This is a genomic window from Actinomadura opuntiae (assembly GCF_030283205.1).
GTDB lineage: Bacteria > Actinomycetota > Actinomycetes > Streptosporangiales > Streptosporangiaceae > Spirillospora.
Map to the genome: position 1 here is coordinate 645,540 of NZ_JASNWF010000001.1, position 20,109 is coordinate 665,648.

The window sequence follows — 20,109 nt, forward strand, 5'->3', positions numbered from 1 at the left end:
TCCGGCCGCCAGTAGGATTCCTGCCGTGCCAGACCAGCAGCACGTCCCCGAGGCGGCCGACGGAGCCGCAGCGGCTCCGGCGCGTCAGGGCATCCAGTCGGTCGAGCTCGCGATGACGGTCCTGCAGGCGCTCGAGGAGGGTCTCGGCCCGATGAGCCTGACACAGATCGCGGCCGCGAGCGCGATGGGGCCGAGCAAGGCCCACCGGTACCTGGTGAGCCTCGCCAGGGTCGGGCTCGTCGCCCAGTCGCCCAGCACCGGCCTCTACGACCTGGGACCGGCGATGCGCCGGCTCGGGATCGAGTCGTTGCGCCGCATGGACGAGGTCGGTCTGGTGACCGAGCACCTTCCCGGCCTGCGGGACCGCACGGCCCACGCGGTCAACCTCGCCGTGTGGGGCGAGAACGGCCCGGTGATCGTGCGGTGGGAGTACGGTGCCTACGCGCTGCCCATCACCGTCCGTGTCGGGGCCACGATGCCCCTGCTGACCTCCGCGGTGGGCCGGGCCTTCTTCGCCTACCTGCCAGACACGCTCACCGGACCGGTGCTGCAAGCCCAGTTGGAGGCCGACGAGCAAGGCGTACCCGCGCAAGAGGAGATAGCGCGGATCAAATCCGATGTGCTCCGTGACGGTGTCGCCGTCACCTCCGGCGGAGTGATCCCCGGGATCGCATCGCTCGCCGCCCCGGTGTTCACCGCGGGCGATTCGCTGCCTCTGGTCGTCGCGCTGGCCATGCCCGCCCGGGTGGTCACCGAGAAGGCCCTGGCCGACCTGGCCGCGGAACTACGGCGGTCGGCGCGGACCATGTCCGAGGAACTCGGGGCGTCCTGGCCGCCCGAAAGGCACTGATCCGCGCCCTGGACCAGGGCTTCGGGCCGATCGTCGCGAGCCGTCGGGAATCGGTTTCGCGTGCTCGCCCGTGCCGCCCTAGTGCTTGCTGTTATCACATATAGCGAATATCCTCCCAGCATCCGGGCTCCCGGCGTCGGGGCGTTGCGCGGCCGGGCCCGGCCAGGCCTTTTCCAAGACCTCGCTTCTCCCTCGTCCGCAGCCGCGCGGAGCGAGCATGACCACCACACCCACCCCTGGCAGGAGGCCGATGATGGCCCAGCATCGCGAGACCCTGACCTTCGAGGCCGACGGGCACAAGATCACGGCGCTCACCGCCGGTTCCGCCGCCGACAACGGCAGGCCACTGATCGTCGCGCTGCACGGTGGCACCTACACCGCGCGCTACTTCGACGTGGCGGGAGCCGACCAGGGCTCGTTCCTGGACGTGGCCGGCCGCACCGGCTACCCGGTCGTCGCCTTCGATCGCCCCGGTTACGGCGGCAGTTCACCGCTCGATCCGGAGGACAACACCTTCGCCCGCCACGTGGAGCTGCTCGGGCCGGCCATCGAGCAGGCGGTCGAGCGCTTCGGCGCCGGCGGCGTGTTCCTCGTCGGCCATTCGATCGGAGGCATGATCGCTCTGATGATCGCCGCGGGCGACCCCGGCTTCCCGCTGATCGGAGTGTCCGCCACCGGGATGGGTGCGGTCATCCCGCCGGGCGGTGCGGCCGAGGCGCTCGGCTCACTGCCCGCCGACCAGACGGTGGACCTGCCCTACGATCAGCGGGACCAGGTGATGTTCGGGCCGGAGTCCACCTACAGCCCCGAAGGGCTGCGGCAGGCGCACGGCTCCTACGCCCCGGTACCCGTACGCGAGCTCGTCCAGGCACCGATGTGGCCGAAGGAACACCTGCCCAGCGTGGCACCGCGCGTCCGCGTCCCGGTGCACAACGCTCTCGCCGAGTTCGACGCCCTCTGGGCCAGCACCCCGGAGAACGTCGAGCGGTTCGCCGCGATGTTCACCGCGGCGCCGTTCGTGGACGCGAGCGTCGCCCGTGGAACCGGGCACTGCATCGACCACCACACGCTCGGGTTCGCGCTGCATCTGCGCCAGCTGGCTTTCGCCGAGGAGTGCACCGCCTGGGCCGGGCGGAACGCCGAGAGCGCGCGCTGATGTCCTCCGGCGAGAGCGGCCCTCCCCCGCGCAAGGAACAGGTCCTGATCGCCGGGGGCGGGCCGGTCGGCCTGGCGGCGGCCGTCGAACTCGGCAGGCGGGGCATCGGCTGCCTGATCGTCGAACCGCGTGCCGCCGTCTCCACCGCCCGGCCGCGCTGCAAGACCGTCAACGTCCGCACCATGGAGCACCTGCGCCGCTGGGGCCTGGCGGACCGGCTGCGCGAGCGCGCTCCACTGCCCGCCTCCTGGTCGCAGGACGTCGTGTTCTGTACCTCGTTGACCGGCCACGAGCTGTCACGTTTCACCGGAGTGCTCGGCCTCAGCCCCGAAGGCGACCGGTTCCCCGAGATCGGCCAGCAGGTCCCCCAGTACGTCTTGGAAGAGCTCCTCCGCGAGGCCGTCGACGGCCTCGACGCGTGCGACCTCCTGCTCGGCAGCCGGGTCGTCGCGGTACGGCAGAGCGACGATCTGGTCGACGTCACCGTCGAAGACGCCGCGGGGAACCGGAGCACGGTGGCCGCCGACTACGTGATCGGATGCGACGGCCCCCGCAGCGTCGTCCGCGAGCAGATCGGTGCCTCCTACAGCGGGGGCGAGGCGCTCCGGCCCAACTTCGGGATGGTCTTCGCATGTCCCGAGCTCTGGGGCCACGTGAAGCACGGGCCGGCGGTCCAGTACTGGGTCGTCAACCCGTCGGCGCCGGCACTGGTCGGCCCGATCGACCGCGAGGGGACGTGGTGGGCGATCGCCTTCGGCGTCGACCGCGAGACCGGTGAACGCCGGGCGCAGAGCATCATCGACGGCCTGGCCGGTCGGCCGGTGCGGGCCGACGTGCTGTCCACCGACCCCTGGACGGCGCGGATGCAGATCGCCGACCGCATGCGCGACCGCCGGGTGTTCCTCGCCGGCGACGCCGCGCACCTCAACCCCCCGTTCGGCGGCCACGGACTCAACACCGGCATCGGGGACGCGGTGGACCTCGGCTGGAAACTCGCGGCCGTCCTGAACGGGTGGGGCGGGCCGGACCTGCTCGACAGCTACGAGAGCGAACGGCGTCCCATCCAGGAACGCGTCATCGGCGAGGCGACGGCGAACATGCGGGTGCTCTCGACCGAACTGCTCGCCGACAACCTCGATGACGGCGACGAAGCGGGCGCGGATGCACGCGAAGCGGCGGGCGCGCGCATCCAGGACACCAAGAAGGCGGAGTTCCACTCCCTCGACCTGGTCCTCGACATCCGCATCACCGCGTCACCCGTCATCTCCTACGGGCGGTCCACAGCCGACGGCGTTGGCTCACCCGGGGCCCGCTTGCCGCACCGCTTCCTCGAAGACGGCGGATCGCTCTATGACCTGCTCGGCAACGACCTGACCCTCCTGGTGCTCGGCGGCGCGGCGGGAGAAAGGGCGATCGAAGACGCGGCCGCAGCGCTCGGTGTCCCGCTGAAGACCGTCCGGCTGCCCGAGGTCTCCGGTGAGGGCCGAGCCCGGCCGAGGCTCCTTCTCGCGCGTCCGGACCAGATCGTGGCCTGGGCGGGAGACGAGGTTCCGGACGACGCCGCGGCTCTGATCGACATGGTCCGAGGAGGCGCGTGGGCCCGGAGCCCCGCACCCCACTGAGCGAGCCTGGTGCGGCGGGCGCGGCCGCGCGCCCTCGGACCTGCCCGACCACGACGACCGCGACCAGTTCGTCATCGGCCTCGACCTGCTGCTGGACGTCTTGACCACGACCACGGACCGACGACCGCCTGCGTGTCACCGCGGCCGAAGAGCTTATCGGCCGCCGGCTCGGACGGGCGCTCCAGGCTCTCGTCCGATCGACGGACTCGGCCCGGAGCGCCCGCTCGCCGGACGCCCGGAGCACTTACCGACCGGCCCGGGTCAGGCCGGGGAGGTCCGGCTAGGCGGCCGGGGCGTACTCGATGCCACCGGCCCAGATGCGCTGGATGTTGCGGGTGGCGCGGATGTCGGCGATGGGATCACCATCGATGAGGATCAGGTCCGCTCGGCATCCGGGGGTGACGACTCCCCGGTCGTACAGGCCGAACGACCGGGCCGGCAGGACCGTCGCCGCCTGCAGCGCCTCGACGGTGCCGAGCCCGGCCTGGACGAGGAGCTCCAGCTCGTGGTGCAGGCTGGTGCCGAAGGCGGGCTGCACCGGAATCCCCTGCTTGTGATTGGAGTCGGTCCCGGCGAGGATCCGCACCCCCGCCTGGTGCAGGGCGATGACGCTGTCGCGCGCCGCGGCGTAACTCAGGCCGGGGATGCCCAGGGCGGCGAAGCCCTCCATCATGGTCAGGGTCGGGACCGACACGCGCCTGCCGGCGGCGTACCGTGCCGCCGTGGTGCCGGTCAGGGCGATGTCGAGCGGCACGTGGTGGATCATGTCGGCGCCGGCCAGCAGGGCCTCGTCGACCGCGGCGGACGAGGTCGCGTGCGCCATGACGAGCTTGCCGTAGGCGTGCGCCGCATTGGCCAACGCGTCGAGAGTGTCCTGGGAGAGGCCGGGAGTGTCCACGATGAGCTTGATGTAGTCCGATCCTTCGGCGACCCGGGCGGCGACGAACCGTCCGGCCTGGTCGGAGCCGGTCACCAGCTCGGACTGGGGGAACCCGGGAAGCTGGCTCTCGAGACTGCCCGGCGCGACGGCGGGGATCCCGGCACTGCGGACATCGGTCAGTCCCGTGCGGTGCCGCAGCGAGTTCATCAGCGAGGGCGGCCAGCAGGCCATGTCCAGTGCGGTCGTCACGCCGTAGCCGGTCAGCTGCTCGAGGGTGCTGACGTCCTCCAGATGGACGTGGGCGTCGATCAGCCCGGGGAGCAGCGTCGCGCCCTTCGCGTCGATCGTCCGCGCGCCCAGCGCGCTGACGCCGATCCGCCCGTTGTCGATCACCACGGTCCGGGGCTCGGTGAGGGTTCGGCCGTCGAAGACGCGCGCGTTGGCGAGCGCGATCTTCTCGAGCGCGAGGGTGCCGGCGGCGTCCGCGGCCGCGGGGCGCGTCCGCAGCAGCGCGGGCGCGGCGGCTGCCGCGACGCCCGCAGCCGCCGCGTTCTTGACGAACGTGCGCCGCGTCCAATCGGTGGTGCTCATCGCCATCGTGTCCTTTCGGGGGGTGGGCGACAACTCGCGTGACGATTCGGCGGGCCGGATGACCTCACCTGACGGACCCGGCCTGCCTGCTTCGAGGTATCGATGGAGGGTCGGACCGGGGACGTCCGCACGCCGCCCTGAAGGTAGTCGTGATATTTGATAACAGCAAGACCCGACTCGGAATCGGTTCTCGGCGCGCCGGTCGCCGTGCGGCGCTGGCTGTCGCGGCGCCCCTCAATAAGCATGTGGATTAGCCAACAGGACCCTCTTGACTCGCATCTGGGCTGCATGCATCATCTCCATAATCATCATGCTTATTTATGGGTTCCGGTGATGTTCCGCCGCCGACCCGTACCAGAAGAGCGTGCTCGCATGGCGAGTCGCGCCGCTCATTGCCCCGACCCTGGCCGCATCTCCGCGTGCCGGTCAGGAATTTTCGTCGAGCTCCCGCTACGCGACTCCTGCTTCATCCACCCCTGGCCGAGCCCGAGGTCTCCGGTGCCGCGCGCACTGAGAAGACGAGAGCCGGCCCCGCCGCGCAAGGAGATCTCATGACCACGACGCCCGTGCCCGCGCCCGCCACCGGGAGAGGGCAGACAGGTGTTCTGATCCTCGGCTGTCTCGTCTTCCTCGTGGACGGCTACGACCTGTACTCGCTCGGAACCGTCGGTCCGAGCCTGCTCCACTACCAGGCATGGGGTGCCGGCTCCGGAACGCTCGGGATGCTCGGGAGCGTGACCGCGCTGAGCATGCCGTTCGGCTCGGTGCTGGCCGGCTGGGGAGCGGACCGCATGGGGCGCCGTACGCCGCTGGCCATCGCGATGGGCTGGATCTCGTTGTCGATGCTCGGCACCGCCATCGCGCCGACGCTCGCTCTCTTCGCCGCAGGACGCTTCTGCACCGGCCTCGGTATCGGTGCGCTCGCCCCCCTGGTCAGCGCCTACGCCACCGACGGGGCGCCGCCACGGCGCCGCACCCTGCACCTGGCCATCGTCCTCGGCTTCGTTCCCGTCGGAGGGTCCATCTCCGGGCTGCTCGGCCGACTGCTGCTGCCCGGCCTGCACTTCCAGTGGCTGTTCCTTTTCGGCGCGGTGCCCGCTCTGCTCGTCCCGGTGATCTGGCGGATGGTGCCCGCCGGCCGGACGGCCGACGCGGACACCGGCGAGGCCGGGCGCGAGCGGACGCGTCTCGCCGAACTGTTCGTCCCCGGCAGCCGGCGCGGCACCGTCCTGTTCGCCGTCACCTCGTTCATGAGCATGGTGCTGGTCTTCAGCACCACCTCATGGCTGCCCACGGTGATGATGAAGTCCGGTTACGACCTCAGTTCGTCGCTGGAGTTCTCGATCGCCTTCACCATCGGGGCGTCGGTCGGCGGCCTCGGCGTCTCGCTGCTGGCCGACCGCGGCCACCTCAAGTTCGTCACCCTGGGCAGCTTCCTGCTCGCCGCCGCGGCGCTGTACACGCTCAGCACACCGCAGCCGCGCCCGGTGCTGCTGGTGGTGTCCGCGCTTGCCGGTCTCGGGTCGCTGAACGGCCTGAACCTGCTGATCTCCTGCATGAGCGCGTTCTACCGGCCCCGGTTGCGCGGCACGGGCCTGGGCTTCGGGCTCGGTGTCGGGCGCATCGGCGCCATCGCCGGTCCCAGTTATGTCTCGGCTGTCACCGCCCTGGTCGCTTCCCCCAAGGCCGGTTTCGTTGCCTTCATGGTGCCCGCCGTGCTCGGCGCGGCGACACTGGCGCTCCTGCCGCGCAGGCTCTCCCCGCCCGCCGGGGATCCGGTCTCCGCCCCCGAGGCCGCCCCTGTCGTCCCCTAGCTAGGCAGGGGTGGGAAATCCGAACTGAGCGGTCGGGAGGGCGCTGCGGGCTGCGCCCAGCAGTCCGGCGGAACGTCCGAGCCCGAACGGCACGACGGTCAGCCGCCGTACATAGCCGAGGGTGAGGAAGCCTTCCAGGTGCCTGCGCAGCGGCGCGAAAAGCACCTCACCGGCGGCCGAGAGGCCACCGCCGATCACGACGCGGTCCAGATCGCACAGCGTGGCCGTGGCGGCGATGCCGCGGGCCAGCGCGTGGGCGCCGCGGTCGAACGCGGCGAGCGCGATCGTGTGGCCACGAGCGGCAGCGGCGGAGAGAGCGCGGGCGTCGGGCCCCGTCCATCCTTGACCGCGAGCCCACCTGACCATCGACGGCCCGCTCGCGTAGGCCTCAACGCATCCCGTTCCGCCGCACGAGCACGGTGGACCGGCGGGGTCGGCGACGACGTGCCCGATGTGGGCGGCGTTGCCGCTCGGACCGAGATACACCTCGCCGTTGAGGACGAGACCACCGCCGATGCCCGTGGACACCACGATCCCGAGCATCGCCTCGACCCCCCGCCCCGCGCCGAGCCAGTGCTCGCCCAGCGCGGCCGCGATGCCGTCCCCGACCAGGACGGACGGGACGCCGGGCATGATGGCGCCGACCAAGTCGAGCAGCGGGAACTCCCGCCACGCCGGGATGTTCACCGGGCTGACGCGGCCGCGCGCGGGGTCGACCGGGCCCGCCGAGGCCAGCCCGATCGCGCGTGGTGAGGCGCCCTCGGCCACCGAGCCGAGCAGCTCGCGCATCGCCTCCTCGAGCAGGGGCTCGGTGGCGGGGGTGGCGACTTCGGACTGGCGGTGCACCTGTCCGTCGGCGCCCACGAGAGCGGCGCTGATCTTGGTGCCGCCGATGTCCGCCGCGAGTACGACGTCATGGTCCATGAAGAGATCCTTGGTGTGCGAGCGGTGGGTGAGCGGCGCGCGGGCAGCGGAGGCGACGAACCGCTCCGGTCAGTCCTCCAGGAGCGCCGACAGCTGCGGCGAGTAGGTGGCGTGCAGGACGAGTGAGGCGGCGCCGACGACGGCGGCGTCGGGGCCGAGCGGCGAAACCGCGACGTCCGCGACCCGGATGTGCCGTGACAGCGGTCTGGTCGCGAGGGCCTGGGCGACGGCGTCACGGTAGAGGGCCTCGACGCGCCTGATGCCGTGACCGCCCAGCACGATCAGGTCGACATCGGTGATGTTCGCGACGTTGACCGCGACGGACGCGACGCGTTCGGCGGCCTCGCGGATGACCGCGGTGGCCAGCGGGTCGCCCTCGGCGGCGGCGTGCCGCACCGCCGCGTGGTCGACGGTGCCGGGGTCGCGCTGGAAGGGCCTCTCCAGCGCACTGCCCGTTCCCCCCTCGGCGAGCCTGCGGTGCGTCTCGGTGGTGATGGCGGCGGGGCTGATCAGGCTTTCCAAGCAGCCGTGGTTGCCGCAGTAGCAACGCGGACCGTCCGGTTCCACGGAGGTGTGCCCGAACTCGGCTGCGTTGAGCGAGCCGCCCCGGTGGACCTGGTGGTTGAGGATCAGGCCGCCGCCGATGCCGGTGCCGAAGAAGAAGTAGGCGAAGTTGGCGACCCCGCGCCCGGCGCCCGACCAGCGTTCGCCGATCGCGGCGGCGGTAGCGTCGTTGTCCAGCGTCACCGGCAGGCCCGTGGCCTCGCTCAGCAGCTGCTTCATCGGCACGTGCGACCAGTTCGCGAGCTTGGGCGGCGCGACGACCATGCCTTGGTCCTGGTCGATCGGGCCGGGACTGGCCAGGCCGAGGCCGAGCACGCGTTCGCGCGGCACGGCCGCCTCGGCGAGCACGTGGCCGGCCAGGTCCGCCATGGCCGCGACGACCTCGGCGGGCTGCGCGCCGACCGGGGTCGGACTGCGCTTCAGCACGAGCGGCTGCCCGACCAGGTCGACGACCACGCAGGCGAGCCCGACCGGGTCGAAGTGCAGGCCGACCGCGCAGCCCGCGTCGCCGTTGATCCGCAGCCTCGTGCGGGGCTTGCCGAGCCCGGCGACGCGGCTGGAGCCGTCCTCCCGGACGATCCCTTCGGCGAGCAGCTTCTTCACGATCCCGGAGACCGTCTGCGGGGTGAGGCCCGTGCGCTCGGCGATCTCGGCACGGCTGATGCCGTCGGCGAGCTGGATCTGGTCCAGCACCACCGCACTGTTGTAGCGCCCCACCTTGGGAAGGTTCGTGCCTGCCTGCCGCAACGAAGGTCCTCTCTTCCGACACCGGGCCCCTGCCAGCGCCAACAGTATTCTGGCCCCTGCCGTTGACTTTGTAAAACAATTGGATTTAAAGTGCCCCCGATGTAACCCGCGTCATACACGTGCGCCAACAGCGGGTCACGCTCGGCCCTCCTCAGGACCCGCACCCAGAGGCAAATCAAGATCATCGGAGATGTCGATGTCAGAGGCACGCCGCGTCCCCAAGAGACCGGACACGCGCAGTCCTGGCGGGCTGCGGGGCGGGGGGCATCGGGCATGAACCCCGCGAAGGACTCAGTCCCCGCCAAAGGCTCCGCCACCGACGCGGAGACCGGCACGGTCCTGCTGGAGATGCGGTCGATCACCAAGAGGTTCCCGGGCGTCACCGCCCTGGCCGACGTCAACCTGTCGGTCCGCACCGGTGAAATCCACGCGATCGTCGGCGAGAACGGCGCCGGGAAGTCGACCCTCATGAAGGTGCTGAGCGGCGTGCACCCGCACGGCACCTACAGCGGCGAGATCATCTATCGCGGCGAGGAGGTCAGGTTCGGCGACATCCGCGCGAGCGAGAGCGCCGGCATCGTGATCATCCATCAGGAGCTCGCGCTGGTGCCGGGAATGTCGATCACCGAGAACGTCTTCCTGGGCAACGAGATGCGCCGGAGCGGTGCGATCGACTGGAGGGGCGCCCACCACCGTGCCCTGGCGCTACTGAAACAGGTCGGCCTCAAGGAGGACCCCGACACGCTCGTCAAGGACATCGGCGTCGGCAAGCAGCAGCTGGTCGAGATCGCCAAGGCGTTCGCCAAGGACGTGAAGCTGCTGATCCTGGACGAGCCGACCGCCGCCCTGAACGAGGGCGACTCGCAGCACCTGCTCGACCTGCTGCGCGAGTTCAAGCGGCAGGGCGTCACCTCGATCATGATCTCGCACAAGCTGAACGAGATCGCGGCGGTCGCCGATCGGATCACGATCCTGCGCGACGGGCGGACCATCGAGTCGCTGGACGTCGAGGGCGACGGCGTCGACGAGGACCGCATCGTGCGCGGCATGGTGGGCCGCGAGCTGAGCAGCCGCTACCCCGACCGCACCCCTGCCATCGGCGAGGTGTTCTTCGAGGTCCGTGACTGGACCGTGCGCCACCCCGTCTCCGCCGAGCGGCTGGTGGCCAAGCGCTCCAGCTTCAACGTCCGCCGCGGCGAGATCGTCGGCTTCGCCGGCCTCGTGGGCGCCGGCCGCACCGAGCTCGCGATGAGCCTGTTCGGTCGCTCCTACGGGATCTGGGAGGGCGGGCACGCCTACAAGGACGGCGATGAGATCCATCTGAAGACGGTCTCCGACGCCATCAAGCACGGTCTGGCGTACGTGAGCGAGGACCGCAAAGAGATCGGGCTCAACCTGCTCGACGACGTCAAGTCCTCGATCGTCGCCGCCAAGCTGTCGAAGATCACTCAGCACGGAGTGATCAACAAGTTCCGGGAACACGAGGTCGCCGACCAGTACCGCCGGAGCCTGCGGATCAAGACGCCCGCGGTCGACGTCGGCGTCACCACGCTGTCGGGCGGCAACCAGCAGAAGGTCGTCCTGGCGAAGTGGATGTTCACCGACCCGGACCTGCTGATCCTCGACGAGCCCACGCGCGGCATCGACGTGGGCGCCAAGTACGAGATCTACGGGATCATCCAGCGGCTCGCCGACCAGGGCAAGGGGGTCATCGTCATCTCCTCCGAGCTGCCCGAGCTGATCGGCCTGTGCGACCGGATCTACACCGTGTTCGAGGGGACCATCACCGGCGAGGTGCCGCGCGGCGAGGCCGACCCCGAACTCCTCATGAAGCAGATGACCTCCAACAAGAAGCTGGCGACGCCGTGAGCCGATACCAAGACCTGAAGAAGAGCCTTTTCGGGGGCACCCAGTCCAACGCCCGGCAGTTCGGCATGATCTTCACGCTGGTGGCGATCGTGCTGCTGTTCCAGGTCCTCACCGACGGCCTCACCCTGTCCTCGGGCAACCTCATCGGGGTCGTCAGCCAGTACTCCTACATCCTGATCCTGTCCATCGGCATGCTGATGGTGATCGTCGCCGGGCACATCGACCTGTCGGTCGGCTCGGTCGCCGCGTTCACCGGCATCGTGGTCGCCAAGTCGATGTCGGAATGGAACCTGCCATGGCCGGCGGCGATCGCCTTCGGCCTGCTCGCCGGTGCCGCGATCGGCGCCTGGCAGGGCTTCTGGGTCGCCTACGTCGGAGTGCCGGCGTTCATCGTCACGCTGGCCGGGATGCTGCTGTTCCGCGGCGCCAACCAGTACATCGGCAATGCCGACACCGTGCCGGTGCCGGAAGGCTTCCGCAAGATCGGCGCCGGCTTCCTGCCCGAGGTCGGGCCCGACACCGGCTACAACAACCCGACCCTGCTGCTCGGCCTGCTGGCGTGCGTCGCGGTCGTGGTGCGCGAGTGGCGCGCTCGGCAGGTCCGGCAGCAGATGGGCGCGGACCTCACCCCGGTGTGGGTCTCGGCGATCCGCCTGGCCGTCATGCTCGGCGTCATCATCTTCGCCACGCTGCGCTTCGCCGGCGGGCGGGTCGGCACGAGCCTGCCGATCTCCGGCATCATCCTGGCCGTCCTGGTGATCGCCTACTCGTTCTACACCCGCAACACCGCCGGCGGGCGACACATCTACGCGGTCGGCGGCAACTCCCGCGCCGCCGAGCTCTCGGGCGTGAAACTCCGCCGGGTCAACTTCTTCGTGATGACCAACATGGGGATCCTCGCCGCACTGGCAGGAATGATCTTCGTGGCGCGATCGGCGGCGTCCGGCCCGCAGGACGGCCTGAACTGGGAGCTCGACGCGATCGCGGCGGTGTTCATCGGCGGCGCCGCGGTCTCGGGCGGCCTCGGCACCGTAGGCGGCTCCATCGTCGGCGGCCTGGTCATGGCCCTGCTGAACAACGGCCTCCAGCTCGAGGGCGTCGGCTCGGACCGGGTTCAGATGATCAAGGGTCTCGTGCTGCTGCTCGCCGCCGCGCTGGACATTCTCAACAAGAAGCAGGGCCGCTTCTCGGTCATCGGGTCGATCATGCGCCCGTTCCAACGCGGCGACGCGCCACCCGCGGACGTGACGTCGTCACCCGAGGACTCCACGGCCGGCAAGACCGCCATCACCGGCTGACCGGGCACGGCCGACCGAGCTCCGGCTGACCTGCCCCTTCCGGACAGGCTTCCGACCGCCACTGCCGCGGCAGGCAAACCCACCCCGCAGTAACCGAGAAAGGTCACCCGACAATGCGCTCCATCTTCACCAAGACCCTTGCGGTCGGCGCCGCAGCCATGCTCGCGCTCACTGCCGCGTCCTGCTCCAACGACCGGGAGGGCTCCGGTAGCAAGGGCGGCGACGACAAGGGCTTCGCCAAGGACTCCCTCATCGGCGTGGCGCTGCCCGCCAAGACCTCCGAGAACTGGGTCCTCGCCGGCGACCTGTTCACCAACGGCCTGAAGCAGGCCGGGTTCAAGACCGACGTGCAGTACGCGGGCGCCTCGACCACGGTGGCCGACCAGCAGGCGCAGATCTCCTCAATGGTCACCAAGGGCGCGAAGGTGATCGTGATCGGCGCGACCGACGCCGCGCAGCTGTCCACCCAGGTGGCGCAGGCCAAGCAGTCCGGCGCGATCGTCATCGCCTACGACCGGCTCATCACCAACACCAAGGACGTCGACTACTACGTCGCGTTCGACAACCTCAAGGTCGGCCAGTTGCAGGGCCAGGCCCTGCTGGACGGCATGAGGAAGAAGAAGCCGAAGGGTCCCTACAACATCGAACTGTTCTCCGGCTCGCCGGACGACAACAACTCCGCGGTCTTCTTCAACGGCGCGATGAGCGTCCTCAAGCCGGCCATCGACAAGGGCGAGGTCAAGGTCGGCTCCGGCCAGACCGACATCAAGCAGACCGCGATCCAGGGCTGGAAGGCCGAGGGTGCCCAGCAGCGCATGGACTCGCTGCTGACCTCCTCCTACAGCAAGAAGACCCTCGACGGCGTCCTGTCGCCGAACGATACCCTGGCCCGCGCGATCCTGACCTCGGTCAAGGGCGCCGGCAAACCGCTCCCGATCGTCACCGGCCAGGACTCCGAGGCCGAGTCGGTCAAGTCGATCATGGCCGGCGAGCAGTACTCCACCATCAACAAGGACACCCGCAAGCTCGTCGCCCAGACCGTGAACATGGTGAAGGCGCTGCAGGCGGGCACCAAGCCGCAGATCAACGACACCAACAGCTACAACAACGGTGTGAAGGTCGTCCCGGCGTACCTGCTCCCGCCGGTCATCGTGACCAAGGAGAACGCCGCCCAGGCGTATGCCACCGACCCCAAGCTCGCCCCGCTCACCAAGTAGGCGGCTGAACGGTCCGGCGAGTCATCATCGGCCCGCCGGACCGTGCGACCTACCGCACCTCGAGCCACGCCCCCAGGAACCTCAAGCCGAACGACATGCACACTGGCACGCAGCTTCAGCTCCACCGGCTGGACAACCCCATTCGCGACTACGCCTGGGGCTCACGGACGGTCATCGCGGACCTGCAGGGCAGGCCTTCGCCCACGGCCGGCCCTGAGGCGGAGGTCTGGGTCGGGGCGCATCCGGCCGCGCCGTCCAGGCTCGCCGACGGGACCGACCTGCTGACGGCGATCGAGGCGAACCGCGCCGGCCTGCTGGGCCCCGGACACGACCGCCTGCCCTTCCTGCTCAAGATCCTCGCGGTCGCCAAGCCACTGTCGATCCAGGTGCACCCCGACTCCGAGCAGGCCCGCCGCGGGTTCGCGCGCGAGGAAGCGCTCGGGATCCCACTCGACTCCGCCACCCGCAACTACCGCGACGACTGGCCGAAGCCGGAACTGATCTACGCCGTCACCGCGTTCGAAGCGCTGTCCGGTTTCCGCGCGCCCGAGATCGCCGCGCGCCTGCTGCGGGCCCTGAACGGCACCCGGCTACGGCGCCTCGCGGACATCCTGGAGGAGGGCGGCCCCGAGGCGGCGCTGGGAGCGCTGAACGCCTGGCCTGCCGCCGATCGTTCCGCCCTGGTCGCGGAGGTACGCGACGCGGACGCGACCGACCCCGACCCCGCGCACCGAGCGGCGGCGATGATCGCGGCGGACCGCCCTGACGATCCGGGGGTGGTGGCCTCCCTGCTCCTCAACCTGAGTGCGCTGCAGCCCGGGCAGGCCCTCTACACCGCGCCGCGAACCATCCACGCCTACCTGCGCGGAACGGCGGTGGAGATCATGGCCTCCTCCGACAACGTGCTGCGAGGCGGCCTGACCGGCAAGCACATCGACAAGGCCGAACTCGCCGCGGTCACCGACTTCACCCCGACGCAGCCCGACGTGCTGGAGCCGTCCGTCCTGCCCACGGGCGAGGAGCTGTATCCGGCCCCTGCCGCGCAGTTCCAACTGACCAGGCTGCGCCCGCGCCCGCCCATCAGCATCCCGGTCCCCGGCCCCAGCGCGGTGCTCTGCCTCGAGGGCACCCTCAGCGTGGCGCGCGGCGGCGCCACCGAACTGCTCACTCCGGGCGAGGCCCTGTTCGTGCCCTACGAGGGCGCCGGCCCGCTGGTGATCGAAGGCGACGGTCTCGGTTTCCGGGCATCCGTCCCCGAAGCCGACCACCGGTGACGGAGACCGTCCCCTGTATGGATGGCCGGGGTGCCGGTGGGGCCGCTTGATCCCTTCGCGCCCCAGCGGGAACATGCGAATCTCGCTGCCGTCGTGGAGGCGATCGGACCCACCCGCCGGCCGCGCCCCCACAACCTCACGGGGACAGAACACCTGCCGAGCCGAGACGGAGATCAAGAGTGAGGCGTGTCCCCGAGGGCGCCGAGGGCGATCTGCTCGTTGCGGGACAGATGCTCTTCGATGCCGGCGGCGGCGGTGTCGGGATCGCGGCTGCGGAAGGCAGCGACGAGGTCGACGTGCGCCTTCCCGCGGCGTTCGTGCTCGGCGGGGTCTGGATCGAGCTTGCCGAAACCGATCCGGATGTAGCGTTCGCCGGCGCGCCAGAGCGTGGTCAGGGTCCGGATGTCCCAGGTCGTCGCGGCGGGTGCCAGGAGCGCGAGGTGGAACGCGTGGTGCCCTTCGTAGATGTCGGCCATGCCGTGTTCCCTGATCCCGAATCCGGCGGCCTGCGCGTGCAGAGCGTCCAGTTCCTCGTCGGTCAGCAGGACGCACGAGCGCCTGGCGATCTCCGGTTCGAGGGTCCGCCGCAGCCGGTAGATCCCGTGCAGGTCGTCCAGGTCGAGCGGCGCGATGACGGTGCTGCGGCCGGGCCGCGAGATGACCAGGCCCTCGCTCTCCAGGATCCGCAGCGCCTCGCGGATCGGGATGAAGCTGATGTTCAGCATGCCGGCCAGCTCGCGCAGCGAGTACTCCTCGCCCGGGGCGAGCGTGCCGGCCAGGATCGCGCGGCGCAGTTCGTCGGTGGCCTGATCGACCACCGATCGGGACGTGATGGGGCGGACGGCCCCCCGTGGTGTCGCCACGTCGGATCCCTTGTTTGCGGTGGGTAGGTCGATATCAACTATAGCGATCAGCTACCCCGGCCTGGCATGCTATATGTGATAACACCCTGGAGGTGACCATGACGAACGCGACGGCGCTGTCCCCGCCGCGCCCGGGAGCGGAACGCATCGATGCTCTGCGTCAGGTGGAAGAACGGGTGCTGTGGCTGTCCACCGCCATCATCGATCACGCCAACCGGAAACGGGCCAATCCCTCCGGTCTGAAGGTCGGCGGGCACCAGGCGTCCAGCGCCTCGATGGTGACGATCATGACCGCGCTGTGGTTCGGCTGCCTGAAGTCGGCGGATCGCGTGTCGGTCAAGCCGCACGCCTCGCCCGTGCTGCACGCGATCAACTATCTGCTGGGCGGCCTGGAGGAGGAGCACCTCACGACGCTGCGTGCCTTCGGCGGACTGCAGAGCTACCCGAGCCGTTCCAAGGACCCCGACGTGGTGGACTATTCCACGGGCTCGGTCGGCATCGGCGCGACGGCCCCGATCTGGGGTGCGCTGGCCCGCCGCTACGTCGAGTCCAAGGGCGGCGGCCCCGGCACGGGACGGCAGTTCTCCCTGGTCGGTGACGCCGAACTGGACGAGGGCGCCTGCTGGGAGGCGATCCTCGACCCCATGGTCGGCGAGCTCGGCGAGGTGTGCTGGATCGTCGACCTGAACCGGCAGTCGCTGGACCGCGTCGTGCCCGAGATCGGCGCGACCCGCCTGCAGGGCATGTTCGACGCGGCGGGCTGGCAGGTCATCACGGTCAAGTACGGCCGCCTTCTGGAGGAGTTGTTCGCCCGGCCCGGAGGCGAGGCGCTCAGGCGACGCCTGGACACGATGACCAATCCGGAGTACCAGCGGCTGCTGAGGTGCGCTCCGGAACAGCTGCGTGAGCGGCTGCCCGGGTCCGGGCCGGACTCCGCGGCGGTGCGGGGCCTGCTGGGCACCCTTCGGGACGACACCATCCACGCGGCGGTCCGCGACCTCGGCGGTCATGATCTGGACGCGCTCGGCGACGCGCTCGACGCCATCGGCGACGACCGGCCGACCGTGATCTTCGCCTACACGGTGAAGGGGCATGGGCTGGCCAGCGAAGGGCACCCCCAGAACCACTCGTCGCTGCTGTCGGCCGAGCAGTTCGCCGCCCTGGCGGCCCGGGTCGGGATGTCGCCGGACGAGCCGTGGGCCCGTTTCGCCCCGGACTCGGCGGCCGGGCGGCTGTGCGCCGAGACCGCGCTGCGCCTGCGCAGGGAACCGGTCCCCGCGGGAGCGGTCGCGGCGATCCCGTCCGACATCGGCCGGACGCCGAGCGGCCGCACCACCACCCAGGCCGCGCTCGGCCGGACCCTGCTCGACCTCACCCGCGCAGCCCCTGAGGCGGCGCGGCAGGTTGTCACGCTGTGCCCGGACGTCAGCTCGTCCACCAACCTGGGCGGTTGGGTCAACAAGGTCGGTGTCTGGTCGGCGCGCGAGCGGCGGGACTGGTTCGACGACGACCCCGAGACGATCCTGCACTGGCGGGAGCGCCCATCCGGTCAGCATCTGGAGCTGGGCATCGCCGAGACGAACCTGGTCGGGTTGCTCGGCGAGCTCGGCGCGACCTGGAGCCGCTGGGGACGCCCGTTGCTGCCGATCGGGGTGCTCTACGACCCGTTCGTCGAGCGGGCGCTGGAGCCTTGGTCGTTCGGCATTTACGCCGGCGGCCAGTCCATTCTCGTCGGCACGCCGTCCGGCGTCTCGCTCGCCCCCGAGGGCGGCGCTCACCAGTCGATCACCACCCCGTCGGTCGGGTTGGAGCAGCCGGGTTGCGTCACCTATGAGCCCGCCTTCGCCATCGACGTCGAATGGACGCTGCTGGCCTCGCTGGCCCGGCTCGGCCGCCCGGACGGCACGTCGGCCTATCTGCGGCTGTCTACCCGGCCAGTGGACCAGTCCCTGGCGGGCGTCCCGGACGACCCGGCGGCCCGGGAGCTGCGGCGCCGCCAGGTCGTCGCAGGGGCGTACCCGATACGCCGCGCCGAGGGCGCACCCGCGGTGACCATCGCGGCCATGGGCGCCCTCCTGCCCGAGGCGCTGGCCGCGGCCGACCGGCTGACGGCGTCGGGCGTGCCCGCCGACGTGGTGTGCGTGACCAGTCCAGGACTGCTGTTCGAGGCGCTGCAGAACCGGTCGGGCCAGGGCGAGGGGCCGAGCTGGATCCTGGACGCCGCCTTCCCCGCGCACCGGAGCTCCCCGCTGGTCACCGTGCTGGACGGGCATCCTCACACGTTGGCCTTCCTGGCCGCTGTCAACAATGTTCGCGCGCGCCACCTGGGGGTAACCCGGTTCGGCCAGTCCGGCGACCTCGACGAGGTGTACCGCCACCACCGCATCGACACCGACAGCATCGTGGCGGCGGCCCTCGATCTGCGCTGACGTCGCGGAAGGGAAACCGTGAACGACACAGAGAATCCATGCCTGATGTGCGAGATGGAGCAGGCCCGCGATACCGCACGGGTGTTCAGCGATCCCTTGTGGGCCGCGGAGATCGTCCCGGGATACGAGGTGCCCGGCTGGTTCATCCTGCGGGCCAGGCGCCACGCCGATCTCATCACCGGTCTCGACGACGCGGAACTGGTCACCTTCGCCCGGCGCGCGAGGGATCTGGTCGCGGCCGTCACCGAGGCCACCGGCGCGCCGGCCACGTACCTGCTGGTCTTCGGGGAGAACCACCGGCACTTCCATACGCTGATAGCGGCCCGCGGTGACCACGTCCCGGCCGATCGGCGCAACGGCGACATCCTCAAACTCCGTACCGAGCAAGCCGATCCCGAGGCGGCCGCCCGGCTGCTGCCGGCCGTCCGGCAGGCCTACGGGCGCCTCGTCCGTACCGACGGCACCGAGGTCGCCTGATGCGCCCGCGGGATCGGGAGAATGACCAGTTCACCCTTGCTGTTATCAAATATAGTAACTATTGTGTGCCTTGCGTCACAGCCCGAGCCGGCCGGTGATCGATCCGCCGGCGCACCGAGGAGGACCCTGCGATGCCGACCCCGAAATTCGCGCACGTCGTGTTCCAGACCGGCCAGCCAGCTGCGATGCGCGACTGGTACTGCACCGTCCTGGACGGGCACGTGGTCTACGAGGACGACGCCCTGACCTTCATCACCTTTGACGAGGAGCATCACCGGATCGCGCTGCTCAATCCCCCCACGCCGCTGGAGCGCAAGAGCCCCACCACCGCTTGTATGCACCACGTCGCCTACACCTTCGACGACCTCGACGGCCTCCTGGACCGGTACGTGCTCCTGCGCGACCAGGGGATCACGCCCGCCGTGTCGATCGCGCACGGCGTGACGACGTCGATGTACTACCGGGACCCGGACGGCAACTTCGTCGAGATGCAGATCGACAACTTCACCGAGCCCGACGACGCCACGCACTACATGCACGGCCCGGAGTACGCCGCCGACTCGGTGGGACCGGCGTTCGACCCCGAGGAACTGCTCAAGGCGCGGAAGTCCGGCGCCACCGTCGAAGAGCTCACGAACCGCTCCTGGTCCTTGCATGCAGAGCTGCCGGATCCGATGGGCGTGCTCATGGGGGCGCACTAGGCTTCAAGGCACGAAAAAGACCTCGGTTCTATCCGAATCGTGAAAGGGGTCGGCGACGCGGATTCGGCCGCGTCGCCGACCCGAATGCTGTCCAGGCTGAATGAGATAGGTCGCCTCGCCGGCAAGCCGTTGCACGTGCACGGCTGAACAGCCGCGCACAGTAATTTTCTCGAAGGAGTCGCTGAGAGCCATGCCGGTCTCCGTCACTATGCCCCAGCTCGGCGAGAGCGTCACCGAGGGCACCGTCACCCGCTGGCTGAAGAAGGAGGGTGAGCGCGTCGAGACCGACGAGCCGCTTCTCGAAGTGTCGACCGACAAGGTCGACACCGAGATCCCTTCACCCGCCTCGGGCATCCTGACCAGCATCACCGTCGCCGAGGACGAGACCGTCGAGGTCGGTGCCGAGCTGGCCGTCATCGGGGACGAGGGCGACGCCCCGTCCGGCGGCGGCGCGCAGGAGGCCCCGGCCCAGGAGTCCCAGGAGCAGGAGGCCCCCGCGCAGGAGGCCTCCGCGCAGGAGGCGCCGGCGCAGGAGGAGTCCGCCCCGGCGCAGCCCGAGCCCCAGCAGCAGGCCCAGCAGCAGCAGCAGGCGCCGCCGCCGGCCGCGTGGCCGCCGCCCGCGCAGCAGCAGCCCGCCGCCCCGCCGGCGCCCGCGCCGGCCCAGCAACAGCAGCAGCAGCCGCCCGCGCCGGCCCCGGCGTCCCAGCAGCCCGCCCAGCAGCAGGCCCAGCAGCCGGCCGCCGAGACCGCGCCCGCGGGCGAGGGCCCGTACGTCACGCCGCTGGTGCGCAAGCTGGCCGCCGAGCACGAGGTGGACCTGTCCGCGGTGAAGG

16 protein-coding genes are annotated in these 20,109 nt (G+C 70.5%); 12 read left to right on the plus strand and 4 right to left on the minus strand.

Annotation, left to right across the window (positions count from 1 at the left end):
• The first annotated feature begins 25 nt into the window (after window positions 1–25).
• From QP089_RS03290 to QP089_RS03300, 3 genes are all read left to right on the plus strand, one after another.
• On the plus strand, window positions 26–850 hold the full coding sequence (locus QP089_RS03290; protein WP_285909674.1) for an IclR family transcriptional regulator: 825 nt from the start codon (window positions 26–28) through the stop codon (window positions 848–850).
• Between the two features lie 217 nt (window positions 851–1,067).
• Window positions 1,068–2,006 (plus strand): alpha/beta hydrolase, encoded by a 939-nt coding sequence (locus tag QP089_RS03295; RefSeq protein ID WP_285909675.1) that lies wholly within the window; start codon window positions 1,068–1,070, stop codon window positions 2,004–2,006.
• The gene (locus QP089_RS03300) at window positions 2,006–3,628 is read left to right on the plus strand and encodes an FAD-dependent monooxygenase (protein WP_285909676.1); all 1,623 of its coding nucleotides are present in this window, start codon (window positions 2,006–2,008) and stop codon (window positions 3,626–3,628) included. The genes QP089_RS03295 and QP089_RS03300 overlap by 1 nt, the downstream gene beginning before the upstream one ends.
• 280 nt (window positions 3,629–3,908) lie before the next feature.
• Here QP089_RS03300 and QP089_RS03305 read toward each other — a convergent pair whose 3' ends face one another.
• Complete coding sequence (locus tag QP089_RS03305; protein ID WP_285909678.1) at window positions 3,909–5,099, minus strand: amidohydrolase family protein; 1,191 nt, start codon at window positions 5,097–5,099, stop codon at window positions 3,909–3,911.
• Between the two features lie 551 nt (window positions 5,100–5,650).
• Between QP089_RS03305 and QP089_RS03310 the strand changes: the two genes are divergently transcribed.
• Window positions 5,651–6,913, plus strand: a complete 1,263-nt coding sequence (locus QP089_RS03310) for an MFS transporter (protein WP_285909680.1) — start codon at window positions 5,651–5,653, stop codon at window positions 6,911–6,913.
• On the opposite strand, the gene QP089_RS03315 is transcribed toward QP089_RS03310, so the two are convergent.
• Both QP089_RS03315 and QP089_RS03320 read right to left on the minus strand, forming a co-directional pair.
• Window positions 6,914–7,837, minus strand: coding sequence for an ROK family protein (locus QP089_RS03315; protein WP_285909681.1), 924 nt, complete (start codon window positions 7,835–7,837; stop codon window positions 6,914–6,916). It abuts the gene before it with no gap.
• Between the two features lie 69 nt (window positions 7,838–7,906).
• Window positions 7,907–9,118 (minus strand): ROK family transcriptional regulator, encoded by a 1,212-nt coding sequence (locus QP089_RS03320; RefSeq protein WP_285909683.1) that lies wholly within the window; start codon window positions 9,116–9,118, stop codon window positions 7,907–7,909.
• A 378-nt stretch (window positions 9,119–9,496) separates the two neighbouring features.
• Between QP089_RS03320 and mmsA the strand changes: the two genes are divergently transcribed.
• The 4 genes from mmsA to manA all read left to right on the plus strand — a co-directional run bounded on the left by mmsA (window position 9,497) and on the right by manA (window position 14,806).
• Window positions 9,497–11,017, plus strand: a complete 1,521-nt coding sequence (gene mmsA, locus QP089_RS03325; RefSeq protein ID WP_285909719.1) for a multiple monosaccharide ABC transporter ATP-binding protein — start codon at window positions 9,497–9,499, stop codon at window positions 11,015–11,017.
• On the plus strand, window positions 11,014–12,315 hold the full coding sequence (gene mmsB / locus QP089_RS03330) for a multiple monosaccharide ABC transporter permease (RefSeq protein WP_285909686.1): 1,302 nt from the start codon (window positions 11,014–11,016) through the stop codon (window positions 12,313–12,315). Before mmsA ends, mmsB begins: the two co-directional genes overlap by 4 nt.
• 113 nt (window positions 12,316–12,428) lie before the next feature.
• A complete protein-coding gene (locus QP089_RS03335) occupies window positions 12,429–13,532 on the plus strand; it encodes a substrate-binding domain-containing protein (protein ID WP_285909687.1) in 1,104 nt (367 codons plus the stop codon).
• 95 nt (window positions 13,533–13,627) lie between these two features.
• The gene (gene manA, locus QP089_RS03340; protein WP_285909688.1) at window positions 13,628–14,806 is read left to right on the plus strand and encodes a mannose-6-phosphate isomerase, class I; all 1,179 of its coding nucleotides are present in this window, start codon (window positions 13,628–13,630) and stop codon (window positions 14,804–14,806) included.
• A gap of 173 nt (window positions 14,807–14,979) precedes the next feature.
• Here the strand turns inward: manA and QP089_RS03345 are convergent, their stop codons facing one another.
• Window positions 14,980–15,669 (minus strand): GntR family transcriptional regulator, encoded by a 690-nt coding sequence (locus QP089_RS03345; protein WP_285909689.1) that lies wholly within the window; start codon window positions 15,667–15,669, stop codon window positions 14,980–14,982.
• 98 nt (window positions 15,670–15,767) lie between these two features.
• On the opposite strand from QP089_RS03345, the gene QP089_RS03350 reads away from it, so the two are divergent.
• The 4 genes from QP089_RS03350 to QP089_RS03365 all read left to right on the plus strand — a co-directional run.
• Window positions 15,768–18,098 (plus strand): thiamine pyrophosphate-binding protein, encoded by a 2,331-nt coding sequence (locus QP089_RS03350; protein WP_285909690.1) that lies wholly within the window; start codon window positions 15,768–15,770, stop codon window positions 18,096–18,098.
• 18 nt (window positions 18,099–18,116) lie between these two features.
• Window positions 18,117–18,575 (plus strand): hypothetical protein, encoded by a 459-nt coding sequence (locus QP089_RS03355; protein WP_285909692.1) that lies wholly within the window; start codon window positions 18,117–18,119, stop codon window positions 18,573–18,575.
• A 131-nt stretch (window positions 18,576–18,706) separates the two neighbouring features.
• Entirely contained in the window at window positions 18,707–19,276 is a 570-nt protein-coding gene (locus QP089_RS03360; RefSeq protein ID WP_285909693.1) for a VOC family protein, read from the plus strand.
• A gap of 190 nt (window positions 19,277–19,466) precedes the next feature.
• Window positions 19,467–20,109, plus strand: a 643-nt coding sequence (locus QP089_RS03365; protein ID WP_285909695.1) for a biotin/lipoyl-containing protein, incomplete at its 3' end; no start/stop codon positions are given.